This is a genomic window from Peptoniphilus rhinitidis 1-13 (genome assembly GCF_000246925.1).
GTDB lineage: Bacteria > Bacillota > Clostridia > Tissierellales > Peptoniphilaceae > Peptoniphilus_A > Peptoniphilus_A lacydonensis.
Genome location: NZ_BAEW01000004.1, coordinates 73621 through 89987 on the forward strand (window position 1 = coordinate 73621; position 16367 = coordinate 89987).

The window sequence follows — 16367 nt, forward strand, 5'->3', positions numbered from 1 at the left end:
TTAGTTCTTTACTTCTACTCCAAGTATCGTCATAAATACAGCTACTTTTTTATTTTTTATTCTCATCTCTTGTCCAATTCTTATTTGCTCTGTGCCAACTTGATAAAAATCTTCTGTTTCTTTTATATCAGCATCAATTGTCATAGTAACTCTGTATTTATTTGGCACTTCTGCATTTATAAATTTACCTTGATATTCTGTTTCGTCTGTATATGGTTCAACTTCCGCTTTTGCAATTTTTCCAAGATAAGTTCCCTTGTCATAATCGTAAATTGGATCTCCTTCTTTAATATTATTTGCTGTGACATCTCTAACATCTTTTACCTCAGCTGTAATTACTCCCTTAGAAGTAGTAGCTTCACCAACAGCAGATTTTGTTCCAAATCTTTTTACTCCCACAAACACAAGTGCAATAATTAAAATTAAGACTATTAAATCTACAATATTAATTAGACCAAAAAGTCTTCCTTTTTTATCAATTACCTTCATTACTTCCTCCATTTAATATCTCTTCATAAATTTCACACTGTCTATTCCCCATTGATACATGAGAATAATTTTCTATTACTCTTTTATTTATATTTTCTCCAAGACTCTCCAATAATTTTCTATCGTCATAAAGACTTAGAATATATCTCGATAAAACTTTGTACTTTCCTACTGGAAAAAGATATCCTGTTTCATCATCCTTTACAATCTCAGATATTCCTCCAGTTTTTGTAGAAATTGTTGGGACTTTCAAAAGAGCTGCTTCCAAAATTACATATGGAAAAGACTCTGAAATACTTGTAAGTACATTTATATCTATTGCATTAAAAAAGGAATACTTATCCTTTACAAAACCTAGAAAATAAATATTTTTATCTATTTTATATTCCCTTGCCAATTCTTCTAGGTTTTTCCTCTCGTCACCTTCTCCTGCTATTAGAAAAATTATATCTGGATTTACTTCTAAAGTTTCCTTTGCGGCCTTTATAAAAGTTTCATGATCCTTTACTTTATCAAGTCTTGCAGCTATTCCAACTAAAAGCTCTCCATTGTAATTTATTTTATATTTTTCCAAAAATACTTCTTTAGGAATGTAGTCAATCTTTTCATCAGTTTCAATTCCATTGTAAAGAACGTGAATTTTATCTCTGTCAAAACCTCTATCAATTAACATTTTTTTAAAATTATCACTTACACATATATAATGGTCAAATTTTTTTAGTGCTCTTTTATTTAATGTTGTATAGATTAAATTTTTGTAAAAACTATCCTTGAAGTCAAGCATATAGTCTGAATGTATTGTCGTAACCATGGGAACATTTATTTTCTTTTTTAAAAACATGGCAATAAAATTAGCCCTAGCACCATGTGCGTGAACTAAATCATAGTTTCCATTATTTATTTCGTCACTTAATTTAGAAACAACGGAAAGATCTGATCTTTTCTCCTGTGGATAAACTTCTATGTCGATACCCTCTTCCCTTGCTTCAGCATAAAAAGTATCTTTTATAAAGCAAATTATCTTTGTATCTACTCTTCCACTTAGACCTTTCATCAGAGTAAAGATATGTGTCTTTGCTCCTCCTGTATCGCCGCCACTAATTAAGTGGAGAACTTTTATCATAACTTCTCCTCCTTACTCTCTAAAGTATACAATAAATTTATTATAATTTGAATACTTATTTACTCTGTGAAATTTTTGAAAAAATTTTTTTAAAATGCTTGCATTTTTTTTCAAAAAGTGATTTAATGATAAAGATAAAAAAATAAAAAATCAGTCCAAGGACTGAATAAAATCATGTCCTTGTGCATGATTTTTTTTTGAGCAAATTTAATACCTTAAATTTTTTTTGCCCATTTTTAGGAATGTTTGATCTTTTATGCGAAAAAGGAGAAAAAAATGCCAAGAGATAATGAAATTAAAAAGACACTTGTAATAGGATCTGGACCAATTGTAATTGGACAAGCTGCTGAATTTGACTACTCAGGTACGCAAGCTTGTGAAACGCTAAAGGCAAATGGTGTTAAGACTATTCTTGTCAATTCAAATCCTGCTACGATTATGACTGACAAGGAAGTTGCAGACAAAATCTACATCGAACCAATTACTATTTCCTTTATAGAAAAAATTATTGAAAAAGAAAGGCCTGACTCTCTTATTGCAGGGATGGGTGGACAAACTGGTCTAAATATGACACTCGAGCTTGCTGAAAATGGAATTTTAGATAAATATGGAATAAAAGTTATTGGCACTGACATAAAAGCAATTAAAAAGGGTGAAGACAGGGATATCTTTAGAAATACTATGAAAAAAATCGGTGAACCAATCATAGAATCTGAAATTGCAACTACTTTGGAAGAAGGCAAAAAAATTGCTAAAGAAATTGGCTACCCTTTAGTTATAAGACCTGCTTACACTTTAGGCGGAACTGGTGGCGGCTTTGCCTATGATGAGGAAGAATTAGTTGAAGTTTTATCTCATGGTCTATCTCTTAGTCCAGTAAATGAATGCCTTCTTGAAAAATCTATTCGTGGTTGGATGGAAATTGAATTTGAAGTAATAAGAGATGCTTCGGGGAAAAAAATAATCGTATGCGACATGGAAAATGTAGACCCCGTTGGTGTCCATACTGGTGATTCAATAGTTGTAGCTCCTTGTCAAAGTCTTGATAAAGATGTTTTACAAAAACTAAAAAATGTTGCACTTAATATTGTAGAAAATGTAAATGTAGTTGGAGCTTGTAATGTTCAACTTGCACTTAATCCTGAAACTTTTGAATACGCAGTTATAGAAATAAATCCTAGAGTTTCTCGTTCATCTGCACTTGCATCAAAGGCAACTGGATACCCAATTGCAAGAATTGCCACAAAAATTGCACTTGGTCTAAATCTTTCTGAAATTAAAAACGAAACAACTGGAGAAAGTATTGAATACTATGAACCTAAGTGTAATTATGTAGTCGTGAAAATTCCTAAATGGCCTTTTGATAAATTTAAATTTGCAAATAGAAAACTTGGTACAAAGATGATGGCAACTGGCGAAGTCATGGCAATTGGTTCTTCCTTTGAAGAAGCACTTTTAAAGGGGATAAGATCTCTTGAAATTTCAAAATTTTCTCTTGAATCAAAATTTTCTGAAAATAGAACTACCGAAGAACTTAAAAAGAGAATTAAATTCCCTGATGATGAAAGACTCTTTGATGTTGCAGAAATTATAAGACGTGGACTTTCTATTGAAATGATTCACGACATAACTGGAATTGACCTCTATTTCTTAGAAAAAATTGAGAACATAGTTCGTGAAGAAGAAAATCTTAAAAATTTAAAAATTGAAACAATTTCAAATGAAGAACTTTCAAAATTAAAGAAACTTGGCTTTTCCGACAAAACTATTGCAAAATCCCTTAAAGTTTCCATTGATAAAATAATAGAACTTCGTGAAAAAAATAATATAATTCCTAATTATAGAAGAGTTGACACTTCTCCTTTTAGAAAAAATGGTGCTTATTACTACTCAACTTATGAAAAAAATGACGAAAATATTGTTACAGACAACAAAAAAATTATTGTAATTGGATCTGGTCCTATTAGAATTGGTCAAGGAATTGAATTTGACTATTGCAGTGTTCACGCAATCAAAGCACTTATAAACCTTGGCATTGAAACAATTACTATTAATAACAACCCAGAAACTGTTTCAACAGATTTTGACACATCAGACAAATTGTATTTCGAACCACTTACTGAAGAAGAAGTAAAAAGTATTATTGAAATAGAAAAACCAATGGGAGTAATCCTTGCCTTTGGTGGTCAAACTGCAATTAAACTTGCAAAATATCTTCACTCTCAAAAAATAAATATTTTGGGAACAGATTTCGAAGACATCGACAGAGCAGAAGACAGAGAAAAATTTGACGAAATGCTTGAAGAATTAAATATAAATAGACCAAAGGGCCATGGAGTTTTCACTTTGGACGAAGGGCTAAAAGCTGCAAAAGAACTTGGCTATCCTCTTCTTGTAAGGCCTTCTTATGTTCTTGGTGGACAAGGAATGCAAATAACTTACGACGAAGAGAGTCTTACAACTTATTTAAGGGGAGCCTTCGAAAGGGATCCAGAAAATCCTGTTTTAATTGACAAGTATTTAATAGGTCGTGAAATTGAAGTTGACGCAATATCAGATGGCAAAGACGTTTTAATCCCAGGAATTATGGAACATCTTGAGAGAGCAGGAGTTCACTCTGGCGATTCAATTACAATTTATCCAAGCATAAATATTTCTGATAAAATAAAAGAAAAAATCCTAGACTACACTAAAAAAATTGCAAAAGCCCTTCACGTTAAAGGAATGATAAATATTCAGTTCATTGAATACAAAAATGAACTATATATTATAGAAGTAAATCCTCGTGCATCAAGAACTGTGCCATATATTTCAAAAGTTTCTGGCGTGCCAATAGTTGATCTTGCAACAAAAACTATGCTTGGCGAAAAATTATCTGACCTTGGATATGGAATAGAAATATATAAAGAACCTAATCTTGTAGCTGTAAAAGTTCCAGTATTTTCAATGTCAAAATTAAATCGTGTAGAAATTTCTCTTGGACCTGAAATGAAATCTACTGGCGAAGTTTTGGGCGTTGGCAAAAATATTGAAGAAGCACTATTTAAAGGATTTTTGGCATCAGGCTCTGCAATAGAAGATAAAGATCCAGTAGTTTTGGCGACAGTAAATGACAATGACAAAAAAGAATTTTTAGAAATTGCAAAAACTATGAATGAGATGGGCTACAAATTTATTGCAACTAAGGGAACTTCAAAACTTCTAGAAGAAAAAGGAATTAAAGCAAGAGAAATTGGAAAAATAAATGATCCAAGACCAAATATCTTAGATGTAATAAGAAATGGAGAAATTGACATAGTAATTAACACACCAACAAGAGGTGGCGACTCTACAAGAGATGGCTTTAAAATAAGAAGAATGGCAACAGAATATGGAATTGACATAGTTACAAGCCTTGATACACTTGCTGCCAGAGTAGCTGTAAAAAATAAAAAATTCCACGAAGAAAATATGGATATATATGATATTTCACAATTTTAATTTATAAAATTTATATTTTTAAAAACGGTGCAAACTTTTATTGTATCGTTTTTTTTATAAAGTAATAACCTCCATGCAATGCACAGAGGTTATATTTATTTTAAATTTAATTTTTCTTTTAAGTCATTTATATCCTTATCAAGCCTTTTCTCATCTAACTCCTTGTTTTTATTTTCTATTGCCCTTTCAACTAAACTCATTAGTTCATCATCTTCTGTGTTTTTCAACCTATCAAGTGCAATTTTTACAAGTCCGCCAAGTTCTTTAAACTTCATCATCATTCTGTGTTCGTCTGCTATATGACCCATTAAATATGAAAAAGTCCAATTAGAATTTGTCTTTGTAAAAACACATTTGTTATCAACTGTCACTCCTTCATTTCTGAGCGAAATTAAAAAATCTCTCAAAATATTTCTGTCAAAATCAGAGAATACCATTAGTTTTTCTTTGCCTTTGTCTTTTTCCACTTCACTTTTACTTAAATCCATTTCAAAAAGCTCGCCAACTTTTTTGTCAAGCTCATTTTTTGTTATTTTATTTATTTCAATTTCAAATTCCCTTGCAACTTTCTCCACTATTTTTGTTTTTTCAATATCTAGTCCATACAATAAAATTTTTTTCACTTTAACACCTCAATTTTATTGTACCATATTTAAAAATATTTATTGGGTATATTAATTATGAGGTGCTTTTATGAAATTAAATAAAGATGATGAAGTTATTTATGAAAGAATTTTTACAGAAAAAGATGTGTATGACTACGCAAAAAATGCAAATTTTTGGGGAAAACATCACAAAGGTCCAAATGAAAAGGGTGAATATCTTTTACAGGGACTTTTAACTGCAAGCCTTACAAATAAAATTGGCGGCGACTACGACATTTTAATGTATAAAATGGAATTTGATTTTTTGAAAAAAGCTTATACTGGAAGAAAGATTAAAAGTATAAATGTTGTGGATAATATAGAAAATAAAAAAGATAGAAACTTTATAGACATAACTTCTGATGTCTATGATGAAAATGGAGATCACCTTCTCCATGGAATTTTAAGAGGTATATTGTTAGACTAGATTTAAGCTTCGCTAAACTTTTGTTTATACTATAAAGTAGAAAAACCACATCACACTGATGTGGAATTTTTTTATTATTTTTCGCCTATTACTTCAATCTTATAGCCATCTGGATCTTTTACAAAAAAGTAGGAATCTGAATTGTCTGAAAGCGATTTTAATTCTGTCACATCATAACCTTTATTCTTTAACTCTTCTCTAAATGCCTTTATATCTTTATGAGATACTGCAATGTGACCATAACCATCGCCCACTGTGTAATCTCTTCCATCATAATTATATGTCAGCTCAAGTTCATATGGTGAACCCTCAAGCTTTAAATATAAAAGTGTAAATTCATCTTCTGGGAAGTCTTTACGTCTACTTTCAACAAATCCCAAAGCTTCTTTATAAAACTTTTCAGATTTCTCCAAGTCTTTTACTCTAATCATTGTGTGTAAAAATTTCATAATATCCCTCCTATTTATACCAATATTTTCTACCTACACACAAAGTTAATAAAAAAATATCTATTGAAAATTTTGCAATCAATAGATATTTCAACTTTATAAGTTGTTATAGAAAAATTCAATGTTTGTCAAATATTCTAAATAGTTAATTGAATCTTCTTTCCTATCATCTTCTGATATTCCTTTATACAGAAAAATTTCTTCAAAAATAATATGTTGATCTATGCTAAAATATTGTGTATTTTTTTCGAATACAAGATAATAATAATCTGATTTGTTATAAGTTTCATTTTCTAAAAAATAAATTTCTGTCTTTTCATTTTTAGGTATTTTATATATAACAATTTCTAAAATTTCATCAGAAAATTTGTAAGTGTATGGATGATTTATAAGATTCATTAAAATAAAATTAAATCCTACTCTATTGTTCTTTATATATTCTGAAAAGCTAATTTTATAAGCATCATATCTGTCTTCTATCCAAGTTAAAATCTCATCAGATGATTTTTTTCTAGGTAATTTGAATTTTATAAATTTTTCCTTTATAGTTTCAGCTTGATTCATTTCTTTACTACCCCTGATCCTATTGGATCACTAGCGACATACCACCATAATTTAATATATATTTTTTAATTTGAGTACAATCTACTCTAACTTTATCAAATTTTTTTGGTAAACTTATTTATCCTATTTTAAAATATACAAGTGTATTCGCATGCTCCTTAATGAACGCATGAGGTATTTCTGCCAATATCTTTTGATTCAAAAAATTAGAATCTTTAACAATAAAATTCTTTACTTCTAAAAGATTTGCTGAATCTGAACCCAAATATTTAAAATAAACTTCAACTGAATCTGTCCCATCATTTAGCCTAATAAATACAGGTTCTAATGTTGATATTTTTCCTAATGAGTAAGGAACAATTTCATACTGATTTTCTTCTTCATACTTATCTAAACTATCATATATTTTAAAAGTAACATATTCTTTATCCTCAGTTGTTTCTTGATAAGCAAAAACATTAATATTGATAATAAAGAATGTAATTATTAATATTAAAATTGTTTTTTTATTTTTTCCATTGTCAATATCTCCTTTAATTTAATCTATTTTAAATATGCAAGCTCTGCATTTACTTTTTCAGACTTTTCTTCTTTCATTTCATCCTTTGAAATAATGTCCTTTACTTTCATTAGCCTTGTTATATTTGCTCTTTCACTTTCATCAAGTTTTGAGCGAATATATTTTATTGTTTCTTCTAAGTCAGGAATTGTTTTATACTCTAGGGCATTTACTCTTCTTCTTGTTTTTTCAATTTCATTTGCCATAAGTTGAGCTGCTTTTTCCTTTTGGGTAAGTTTCAAAAGTTCTTCCATAACTTCTGTTAAATTATCTATTGCATAGTCAAGATCAGATGTAGTCTGTGCATATCCGTAAGGATATCGTGATGTCCCTTCTGATGTTTTCTTAGTAATAAATTCCATCTCTGGAACATCAACAGACATTACATTTTTCTTTTTAATATCTACTAATGTCTTCATAGTTGGAAGTGAGATAGCCTCTTCAAGCATTTCAGGACTCATAGCAGCTGATGCCATAAGAAATGCACTAAAAGAATTTTGTAATTTATCTTCTACTTCAAGTCTAAGTTTTTTATTTTCCTTTATGAGCGCTATAAATTGTCTCATAAGTTCATCTTGTTTGTCCTTTAAGAGTTTGTGTCCCCTTGTAGCATTTTCTAATTTAGACTTTAGAATAGACAAATTCATTCTAGTGGGATTTATTTTTAATCTCGTCATTATTATCCCTCATTTTCTAAATTTTGAGAGTCTTTTGACTCACTTTCAGAATCTTCTAAATCCTTATCTTCATTTTCCTTTTCCCCCAAATACTTTTCTATTAATTTATCATCAATTCTCTTGAGTTCAGTCTTTGGAATTATTGAAAGTAATTCCCATCCTAAATTCAAAGTATCTTCAATTGGTCTATTAGTTTCAAACCCTTGTGATACATATTGTTTCTCAAACATCTCTGCAAATCTTGCAAAGGCCTTATCTGTTTCAGATAGTGCAGTTTCTCCAAGTATTGCAGAAAGCTCCTTTGCTTCTTTACCTGCAGTGTAAGCTGCATAAATTTGATTCATTGTATCAGCATGGTCTTCACGAGTTTTTCCATCTCCAATACCTTTATCTTTAAGTCTTGAAAGTGAAGGTATTGCATTAATTGGCGGTTCTAATCCTTGTTTATATAATTCTGTTGATAAAATTATTTGCCCTTCTGTTATATATCCTGTCAAGTCTGGGATTGGGTGAGTAATATCTCCTTCTGGCATTGTCAAAATAGGTATCTGTGTGATAGAACCCTCTTTACCTTTTATTCTTCCAGCTCTTTCATATATACCTGCTAAATCTGTGTATAAATAACCCGGGTATCCACGTCTACCTGGTACTTCTTTTCTTGCTGCGGACACTTCTCTAAGTGCTTCTGCGTAATTTGTCATATCTGTCAAAATAACAAGAACGTGTTTACCAAGTTCAAATGCCAAATATTCTGCTGCCGTAAGTGCCATTTTGGGTGTTGCAAGTCTCTCAATTGCTGGGTCATTTGCAAGATTCATAAATAAAACTGCTCTGTCAATGGCACCAGTTTTTGTAAAGTCATCAATGAAGTATTGTGCTTCTTCAAAAGTAATGCCCATTGCTGCAAATACTACGGCAAAATCTCCACCAGAAAGTACTGTTGATTGTCTTGCAATTTGTGCTGCAAGTTCGTTGTGTGGAAGACCTGCTTCTGAAAATATTGGAAGTTTTTGTCCCCTTACAAGAGTGTTAAGTCCATCAATTACAGACACTCCTGTTTGAATAAATTCTGAAGGATAATCTCTTGAAACTGGATTGATTGCAGTTCCATTTATATCAATTTTTTCTTCAGGAATAATTTTTGGACCGCCGTCAATTGGTTCTCCTAGTCCATCGAAGACTCTTCCTATCATATCTGGAGATACACCAAGTTCAAGAGGTTTTCCAAGAAATCTAACACTTGTGTCCATTAAGTTAATTCCACTAGAGCCTTCAAAAATTTGAACCATGGCTTTGTCGCCTTCAATTTCAATTACACGACCTCGCCTTTTTTCGCCGGTTTGAAGTTCGATATCAACAAGTTCTTCGTAGGCTGCTCCTTCTACTCCCTCAACAGTCATAAGAGGTCCTACAACTTCTGTTACTGATTTATATTCTTTAAGCATCTACATCACCGACCTCTTCTAATTTTTTAAGTTGACTATCAATCTTTTCCTTAATTGCATCAATTTTTTCTAGTTCATCATTTGGAACATATTTCATTCTTGCTATATCTTCTTTTACATCGAGTTCTTCAATTTCGGAGAAATAAACTCCCTTTTCTAATGATTCTTGTGACTTGTAATAGAAATACAAAATTGTATCTAACATTTTAAATTGTTTTTCTAATGGACAAAATGTATCTACATCGTGAAAAGCATTTTGTTGCAAAAAGTCTTCACGAATTGACTTCGTTGAATTTAGCTTTACTTGATCTTCGTCAGAAAGTGTATCACGTCCAACAAGTCTTACAACTTCAAGAAGTGATGTTTCTTCTTGTAACAGTGCCATTGCTCTTTTCCTAAGTTTAGAAAAGTTTTTATCTACATTTTCGTCTAAATATTTATCGATTTTTGCTTGATATAGTGAATAAGAATCAATCCAATTAATCGCTGGGAAGTGTCTTTGGTATGAAAGGTCATAGTCAAGCTTCCAGAAAATTTTTACAATTCTAAGGGTATTTTGTGTAACTGGCTCAGAAATATCTCCACCTGGAGGTGAAACTGCTCCTATAACAGATAGCGCTCCTTCTCTTTCTTCGCTTCCATTTACAATTACACGACCTGCTCTTTCATAAAACTCTGCAATTCTTGAAGATAAATATGCAGGATAACCTTCATCACCAGGCATCTCTTCAAGACGACCAGACATTTCACGAAGTGCTTCTGCCCAACGAGAAGTTGAGTCAGCCATCATTGCAACAGAATAACCCATATCTCTAAAATACTCAGAGATTGTAATACCTGTATAAATTGACGCTTCACGAGCAGCTACTGGCATATTTGAAGTATTTGCAATAAGAACTGTCCTCTTCATAATTGACTCTCCAGTTGTTGGATCCATAAGTTCTGGAAATTCCATAAGTACATCTGTCATTTCATTTCCACGTTCACCACAACCAACATAAACTACAATTTGTGCATCTGCCCATTTTGCAAGTTGATGTTGTACAACTGTCTTTCCTGAACCAAAAGGTCCTGGTATTGCAGCTGTTCCTCCCTTAGTAATTGGGAAGAATGTGTCAATAACTCTTTGACCTGTTACAAGAGGTTCCTTTGGATCAATTTTTTTCGCAAAAGGTCTTCCACGTCTTACTGGCCATTTTTGCATCATTGTGAGATTTTTATCTCCATCTTCTGTTTCGATAACTGCAATAGTATCTTCAACAGTAAATGTACCTTCTTTTATATCTTTTAATTTTCCTTTAACTCCATTGGGAACCATAATTTTATGAGTTACAACGGCAGTTTCTTCAACAGTTCCAAGAATATCTCCTGTAACTAATTTATCACCAATATTTGCAACTTTTTTAAATTCCCATTTTTTTTCTCTATCTAGGGGATTTACTGTAACTCCTCTTTTTAAAAAGTCTCCAGCTTCATCTCTAAGTCCAACAAGAGGTCTTTGTATTCCGTCAAACATTTGCTCAATCATTCCAGGACCAAGCTCAACAGAAAGCGGTGCTCCAGTTGTATAAACTTCATCTCCAGGTCCAATACCTGTAGTTTCTTCATAAACTTGAATGGAAGCTTTATCGCCTCTCATTTCAATTACTTCACCTATTAATTTGTCCTTAGAAACTTCTACCACATCATATACATTGGCATCTTCCATGCCGCTTGCAACAACTAATGGTCCGGATACTTTAATTATCTTTCCTGATTTCAATAAAGCTCCTCCTTTATAATAAAGTGAAACTAATCACCTAATATATTTGCTCCAACTGCTTTCTCAACATTTTCATTTAATTTCTTCATTCCAATGCCAAGTGTTCCCTTATTTGAAGGAATCACAATAATAGCTGGAACTAATTTGTTATTATATCTCTCAATTGTATCTGGTATTTTTGAAGCAAGCTCTTCTGTAATATAGATTACACCATAATCTTTTTTAGCAAGATTATCCACTTCTCTTCTCGCCTCGATGTCTTTATATGCCACAAAAACATCAATACCAATTGCTCTAAAAGAAAGGACAGAATCCTTATCTCCAATAACTGCAATTTTATACATAACTATCACGCAACTTTTCTCTAATAAATTCACTACTAAGTCCATTTAACTTAGAAACTAAAATAATTCTAAGATTTTTAATTTCCATTTCCTTTGCCAAAGCATTAGCAAAAATTACCTCAGGACCATAAGTGATATACTTTACATCTTTAATCAAATCTATAAAATAGTTGTCCATCTCTTTTTCAAAATTTGAAAGATTTCCTTTATCTTTGAAATCGTCAAGAGCATCTTTTATATATTTATAAATACCAAGTCTTTTAAAAATTTCTGTATCTGAACTTATATCTTTATTTAGTAAATCTAAATAAATTGACTCTTTAATATTACCTCCAGGTACAATCACATGTCGGAAAAATTCCACATCTTTTTCTTGTTTTTTTGCTCTCAATAGAGTTCTAACATTAGTAAAATCAATTAAATTTTTCGCATAATCTATAAACAAATCTACTTCTGATTCTTCTGCAATTGAAAGTAACTCTTTAAAATAAAAATTGTCAATATAAATATCAATAATTTGTGGATCTTTTTTCTCTTCATAGAGATCTTTAACCCTTTCTATAAGTTCAAAATACTTATTTTTTTTGCTCCCCTTTGAAATTCCATCTCTGTATTCCTTGATATCAAAATCTCCAAGATTGACATATAACTCAGTTAAATCTTTTTCTCCAATATACTCTTTTACTAGAACTTTTAAATTGTGATAAAAGTATTTCAAAGTTACCATATCAATGGGTATTGTAGATGGTGAAATGTCATAAAGTTCTTTATAAAATCTTATAAGTTCTTCCTTTAAAACTACTTCATATTCTGTTGGAGAAGATATTTTATTTATAAACTTGTTGTAAACTGTATCAGATAGAGATCTAAGTGCGTCTTCCAAAGTATCTGACTCAGAAATTCTTACAAAGTTTTCATTTTTTAAAAGTTCCTTTTCCAAAACTCTGAGCCTTGTAGAACTTTGGATAAATTTACTTCTATCCATTTAATCACCTTTTCCAATTATCCAAAAAGTTTTTCTGCTAAAAATTGTTCTAAATCTTCTCTTTCAGATTTCACAATCGACTTAAAATTGCCATTGTAATTTAAATTATTGTTGTGAAGTATAAAGCCTCTCTCGACATCTTTATCAGAAATTTGAAATCCTAAATCAGCTTTTTTTATTGCATCTCTGTATTTATCGGGAACATCTAAAACTGAATCCTCATTTTCAATTCCCTCTACGTTGTTTCTAACATACTTTACAAAATCTTCTTCTGATAAGTTGTCAAGTTCTTTTATCGCTAATTCTAAAATTTCATCAATCTTCTTGTGTTTTTCAGATAAAATTTTATCTCTAGCTTCTAATTCTGCACCTGACTTTGCTCTTTTTAAAATATCTTCTCTCTCTTTTTTTGATACTTCATAAAGTTTATCAGATAGTTTTTTTGCATCGTCTTCTCTATTTTCTATAATCTTTATTTTTTTATCTTCTGCTTCTTTTATAATTTCTTCAGCTTTTTTTTCAGCATCCTCAGTTATTTTATTTAAAATATTTTCAAGTCCTGCCATAGTATCACCTTAGGCTCTAGATAAAATAAAGAATGAAATTGCAAATGCTAAGATTGCATAAAGTTCAACCATTACTGCAAAGATAATACCTTTTGCTTGTTGTTCTTCATTTTTTGCCAAAATATTAATACCTGCAACAGAAACTTTGCCTTGTGAAATTGCAGAAATAAGACCAGCAAGTCCAACTACTGCACCACTTACCATATACATAAATCCAGTATTTACTGGTGTATCTGTTTTAAGCCTAAATAAAATAAATAGTCCAATTACGAATCCATAAAGACCTTGAGTACCTGGCAACAATTGTAGCACAAGTGATTTACCAAATTTTTCTGGCTCATCAATCACAACTCCTGCCGCAGCTTCACCAGCCATACCAACTCCCTTTGCAGAGCCTGCACCTGCAAGAGCAACTGCAAAAAAGATCCCAATAGATCCAAAAATTAATCCACCATATTGTCCCATAACTTCTTTTAACATATTTTTCCTCCTAGTCTATATTAAAATAATCTGAATTTTCTATCATTTTTTTGAAAGGTATTCCTCCACCTTCATAAAATTTATTAAACATTTCTACATAAGTTAGCCTTGCAGTGTGAACATAAGCTGACAAATAACATAAAAATGCGTTAAATAATTGAAATACTACAAAAACTACTATCGCAAAGATTTTTCCAAGTATATTTGATTCAAATAACATTCCTGCAATCATGTTAATTGCAAGTCCCAAGAATGAACCTGAAAGCACAAGTGCCATCATTCTAAGATATGATACAAAATCCCCAAGATAAGAGGAAATTCCGTATAAGGAATAAATTCCCCAACCTATCTTCTCTCCTGTCGTCTTTTCTTCACGACCACCTGTTGCAACTATTCCAATCATTCCAAGTATCATTACTACTAAAAATACATTTTTATATGGTGCTAAGTTCTCTAGTTTAATTTGAAGAAGTAAACCAATGATTCCTATTAAAGCCATATACCAAAATCCAACATCATAAAGTGCGTCCTTTGGCTTACCGTCACGAATGTCCATATATGCCTTTATTCCAAGAGCAAAGAATATATGAATCCCCCCAAGTATTAAAGACAATATAACGAGAAGAGTAGAATCTTCCGCTGGATCTATTAAACTTGGTAATTCTATAATTCCACCAAAGAAAGAACCAAATACAAGTCCAAATATAATAGTAGAAATAGAAAGATAATTAAAAAACTTTAAAAATCTCCTTTTTTTATCTGTCAAATTAAACTTTTTAAGTGCAAAAAGCGTACCTAAAAATACAAGAAGTCCGTATCCAAAATCTCCTACCATTATTCCTGCAAATATAAAATAAAATGGTGCAAAAAAAGGCGTGGGGTCAATTTCATTATATCTTGGCATAGCATACATTTCTGTCATAAGCTCAAAAGGTTTCACAAAAGAGTTGTTTTCCAGAAGAATTGGAACCTCATTTGAATCCCTATTGGCATCATAAGCACTTAAATAATAATTGTCGCCACATACTTTTTTAACTTCCTTTTCAAAATTAGAAAGTTTTTCATTGGGAACATAACCTTCAATCATATCTACTTTTGTAGTTTTTAAAAATTTCCTCTGTGACATTATCTTAACTTTTTCATTACGATAAAATTCATAGGAATATTTTAAATCGTCAAGATACTTTAAATATTTTTTTAAATTTTCTTCTATATCTTTATTTTCTTCAAATAAAAGCTCTTTATCTTTTTCATAAGAATTTATTTTATCTTCTACCTTTTTATCGGCCTTAATGTTTATAGGCGTAAATCCATAACTTGAGAAAATATCTTTGACTTCATTGTCTACGGATTTCTCCACGATGATTAGATAATAGCGAAAGTTTTTATCTTGTGAAACTCTTTCAATATAAATAAGCTCATTTTCCAAAAACTCTCTCTCAAATTTGTCTGCATAATTTGCAGCAACTGTACCTGTGTAAACATTTACAGAGTCCATAGAACTTGTGCCCTCCAAAGAAGAAGAAAGGCCTCTCCACGGTTTTAATTCAAATATTTTAGAATCAATATTTTGAACTTTGCTATTGTTTTTGTCCTTTTGATTAACTAAAGACCTTATTTCCTTATCAATCTTTTCAAAGGGAAATCTCAAAGCTCTATCAGCAAGCTCTTCAAGAGTAATATTTTCCACTCCATCTTTTAAACTTTTTATAGCACTTTCTTTTTCTTTAAATTTAAGTAATAAGTCAATATCATCTTTAGATCTTTTAATTTTGTCATCAATTTCAATTAAATCATCTAAAGACTTAGGCCTTGCAAAGTCGTCTTCTATATATTCGTCTTTATCAAAATCAGACTCTACAATATGAACATAATTAAATTTTTGAAATCTATCGATTAACTTTTCTCTACTGTCATCAAAGATAAAGAGTTTGAATTCCTTCATATTAACTATTGCCATTATTCACAATCCTCTCTACCACTGACTTTACAATTTCAGCTTCCTTGTCCTTGGAAATATTTGAGATTTCAGCAACATCTTTTTTTGACTTATCTTTTATAGGTTTTACAGATTCTTCTCCTTCTTTTTTAGCCTTTTCGAGAAGCTCATCTTTTTCATCCTTTGCCCTTTGGACAATTTCCCTATAAGAAACTTCTGCCTGAGATTTTGCATCTTCAATAATTTCCTCAGCCCTTACTTTTGCATCATCGACAATTTGTTTTGCCTTTGCTTCAGTGTCCTTAACTTTTTTTAATGCATCATCTGACACTAAATCACCTCCAGTGTAAAATCATTTCTTAAGTTAATTATATCACTTGTTAAATTATTATTTAACTATAATATTAAAAAAATAATATAGTTATAAATTATAT

Annotated in this window: 16 protein-coding genes; 2 read left to right on the top strand and 14 right to left on the bottom strand. The window is 30.9% G+C overall.

Annotation, left to right across the window (positions count from 1 at the left end; genetic code table 11):
* Together RH95_RS04195 and RH95_RS04200 are read right to left on the bottom strand one after the other, a co-directional pair.
* Positions 1 to 489 (bottom strand): DUF4330 domain-containing protein, encoded by a 489-nt coding sequence (locus RH95_RS04195; RefSeq protein ID WP_010244871.1) that lies wholly within the window; start codon positions 487 to 489, stop codon positions 1 to 3.
* Positions 476 to 1612 carry a glycosyltransferase family 4 protein gene (locus RH95_RS04200; RefSeq protein WP_010244874.1) on the bottom strand — a complete coding sequence of 379 codons (1137 nt, stop codon included), beginning with the start codon at positions 1610 to 1612 and terminating at the stop codon, positions 476 to 478. Before RH95_RS04200 ends, RH95_RS04195 begins: the two co-directional genes overlap by 14 nt.
* Positions 1613 to 1888: 276 nt before the next feature.
* Here RH95_RS04200 and carB point away from each other — a divergent pair, with 276 nt between their 5' ends.
* Positions 1889 to 5092 (top strand): carbamoyl-phosphate synthase large subunit, encoded by a 3204-nt coding sequence (gene carB / locus RH95_RS04205; RefSeq protein WP_010244878.1) that lies wholly within the window; start codon positions 1889 to 1891, stop codon positions 5090 to 5092.
* A gap of 95 nt (positions 5093 to 5187) precedes the next feature.
* On the opposite strand, the gene RH95_RS04210 is transcribed toward carB, so the two are convergent.
* The gene (locus RH95_RS04210) at positions 5188 to 5715 is read right to left on the bottom strand and encodes a DUF3783 domain-containing protein (RefSeq protein ID WP_010244881.1); all 528 of its coding nucleotides are present in this window, start codon (positions 5713 to 5715) and stop codon (positions 5188 to 5190) included.
* Between the two features lie 70 nt (positions 5716 to 5785).
* On the opposite strand from RH95_RS04210, the gene RH95_RS04215 reads away from it, so the two are divergent.
* Positions 5786 to 6163 carry a hypothetical protein gene (locus tag RH95_RS04215; RefSeq protein WP_010244883.1) on the top strand — a complete coding sequence of 126 codons (378 nt, stop codon included), beginning with the start codon at positions 5786 to 5788 and terminating at the stop codon, positions 6161 to 6163.
* Between the two features lie 74 nt (positions 6164 to 6237).
* On the opposite strand, the gene gloA is transcribed toward RH95_RS04215, so the two are convergent.
* The 11 genes from gloA to RH95_RS04270 all read right to left on the bottom strand — a co-directional run bounded on the left by gloA (position 6238) and on the right by RH95_RS04270 (position 16264).
* Positions 6238 to 6612: a lactoylglutathione lyase gene (gene gloA / locus RH95_RS04220; RefSeq protein ID WP_010244886.1), complete on the bottom strand. Its 375-nt coding sequence runs from the start codon at positions 6610 to 6612 to the stop codon at positions 6238 to 6240.
* A 96-nt stretch (positions 6613 to 6708) separates the two neighbouring features.
* Complete coding sequence (locus RH95_RS04225; RefSeq protein WP_010244890.1) at positions 6709 to 7176, bottom strand: hypothetical protein; 468 nt, start codon at positions 7174 to 7176, stop codon at positions 6709 to 6711.
* Between the two features lie 543 nt (positions 7177 to 7719).
* The gene (locus RH95_RS04230) at positions 7720 to 8412 is read right to left on the bottom strand and encodes a V-type ATP synthase subunit D (RefSeq protein WP_010244894.1); all 693 of its coding nucleotides are present in this window, start codon (positions 8410 to 8412) and stop codon (positions 7720 to 7722) included.
* Between the two features lie 2 nt (positions 8413 to 8414).
* Complete coding sequence (locus tag RH95_RS04235; RefSeq protein ID WP_010244897.1) at positions 8415 to 9857, bottom strand: V-type ATP synthase subunit B; 1443 nt, start codon at positions 9855 to 9857, stop codon at positions 8415 to 8417.
* Positions 9850 to 11619: a V-type ATP synthase subunit A gene (locus tag RH95_RS04240; RefSeq protein ID WP_010244900.1), complete on the bottom strand. Its 1770-nt coding sequence runs from the start codon at positions 11617 to 11619 to the stop codon at positions 9850 to 9852. Before RH95_RS04240 ends, RH95_RS04235 begins: the two co-directional genes overlap by 8 nt.
* Before the next feature lie 29 nt (positions 11620 to 11648).
* Positions 11649 to 11963, bottom strand: a complete 315-nt coding sequence (locus RH95_RS04245; RefSeq protein WP_010244903.1) for a V-type ATP synthase subunit F — start codon at positions 11961 to 11963, stop codon at positions 11649 to 11651.
* Positions 11956 to 12948, bottom strand: coding sequence for a V-type ATP synthase subunit C (locus RH95_RS04250; RefSeq protein WP_010244906.1), 993 nt, complete (start codon positions 12946 to 12948; stop codon positions 11956 to 11958). The genes RH95_RS04245 and RH95_RS04250 overlap by 8 nt, the downstream gene beginning before the upstream one ends.
* Positions 12949 to 12965: 17 nt before the next feature.
* A complete protein-coding gene (locus tag RH95_RS04255; protein WP_010244910.1) occupies positions 12966 to 13514 on the bottom strand; it encodes a V-type ATP synthase subunit E in 549 nt (182 codons plus the stop codon).
* Positions 13515 to 13523: 9 nt separating this feature from the next.
* Complete coding sequence (locus tag RH95_RS04260; protein WP_010244913.1) at positions 13524 to 13994, bottom strand: V-type ATP synthase subunit K; 471 nt, start codon at positions 13992 to 13994, stop codon at positions 13524 to 13526.
* Positions 13995 to 14004: 10 nt separating this feature from the next.
* Complete coding sequence (locus RH95_RS04265; protein ID WP_010244916.1) at positions 14005 to 15954, bottom strand: V-type ATP synthase subunit I; 1950 nt, start codon at positions 15952 to 15954, stop codon at positions 14005 to 14007.
* Entirely contained in the window at positions 15941 to 16264 is a 324-nt protein-coding gene (locus tag RH95_RS04270) for a late embryogenesis abundant protein (RefSeq protein WP_010244920.1), read from the bottom strand. The genes RH95_RS04265 and RH95_RS04270 overlap by 14 nt, the downstream gene beginning before the upstream one ends.
* Between the last annotated feature and the right edge of the window lie 103 nt (positions 16265 to 16367).

Bases quoted from the DNA above. Each gene is read 5' to 3' on its own strand.
- RH95_RS04255 (WP_010244910.1), bottom strand. From the start codon at position 13,514: ATGGCAGGACTTGAAAATATTTTAAATAAAATAACTGAGGATGCTGAA.
- RH95_RS04245 (WP_010244903.1), bottom strand. From the start codon at position 11,963: ATGTATAAAATTGCAGTTATTGGAGATAAGGATTCTGTCCTTTCTTTT.
- RH95_RS04215 (WP_010244883.1), top strand. From the start codon at position 5,786: ATGAAATTAAATAAAGATGATGAAGTTATTTATGAAAGAATTTTTACA.
- RH95_RS04200 (WP_010244874.1), bottom strand. From the start codon at position 1,612: ATGATAAAAGTTCTCCACTTAATTAGTGGCGGCGATACAGGAGGAGCA.
- RH95_RS04260 (WP_010244913.1), bottom strand. From the start codon at position 13,994: ATGTTAAAAGAAGTTATGGGACAATATGGTGGATTAATTTTTGGATCT.
- gloA (WP_010244886.1), bottom strand. From the start codon at position 6,612: ATGAAATTTTTACACACAATGATTAGAGTAAAAGACTTGGAGAAATCT.
- RH95_RS04250 (WP_010244906.1), bottom strand. From the start codon at position 12,948: ATGGATAGAAGTAAATTTATCCAAAGTTCTACAAGGCTCAGAGTTTTG.
- RH95_RS04225 (WP_010244890.1), bottom strand. From the start codon at position 7,176: ATGAATCAAGCTGAAACTATAAAGGAAAAATTTATAAAATTCAAATTA.
- RH95_RS04265 (WP_010244916.1), bottom strand. From the start codon at position 15,954: ATGGCAATAGTTAATATGAAGGAATTCAAACTCTTTATCTTTGATGAC.
- RH95_RS04230 (WP_010244894.1), bottom strand. From the start codon at position 8,412: ATGACGAGATTAAAAATAAATCCCACTAGAATGAATTTGTCTATTCTA.
- RH95_RS04235 (WP_010244897.1), bottom strand. From the start codon at position 9,857: ATGCTTAAAGAATATAAATCAGTAACAGAAGTTGTAGGACCTCTTATG.
- RH95_RS04195 (WP_010244871.1), bottom strand. From the start codon at position 489: ATGAAGGTAATTGATAAAAAAGGAAGACTTTTTGGTCTAATTAATATT.
- carB (WP_010244878.1), top strand. From the start codon at position 1,889: ATGCCAAGAGATAATGAAATTAAAAAGACACTTGTAATAGGATCTGGA.